At 45.1% G+C, this 275-nt stretch carries 1 protein-coding gene; it reads right to left on the bottom strand.

The window, feature by feature from the left end:
- The coding region (locus KI369_RS30180; RefSeq protein WP_212959089.1) for a hypothetical protein at positions 1–193 on the bottom strand (193 nt) is incomplete at its 3' end.
- Positions 194–275: the final 82 nt, after the last annotated feature.

Here is a 275-nt window from a genome sequence, read left to right as displayed (position 1 = left end):
AACTGGCAGGAATACGAATAGCGAAAGATTTAACCGGGCGATAACCGTAGAAGTGGATGTAGTCTGTAATCTGAACTGCTGCCGAATAGAAAAAATTCACCGTCTGACGCGGATAAATTGCAACGATGGAAATTAGCCCAAGAGCGCATAATAGAGCGGTGAGTTTTTTTCGACTGGTAATTCTTAGCTGCATTGGTTTCATCCCTGAATGTCAGTGCCAAAGGCTGACAATAACCAAAGCAGCTATAGTACGGTGCTCACCACCAGGCGTGGAA

The sequence above is a fragment of the Bacillus sanguinis genome (assembly GCF_018332475.1).
Lineage (GTDB): Bacteria > Bacillota > Bacilli > Bacillales > Bacillaceae_G > Bacillus_A > Bacillus_A sanguinis.
The sequence above is the reverse complement of the archived record's forward strand: the minus strand, read 5'-3'. Positions and strand labels throughout refer to the sequence as shown.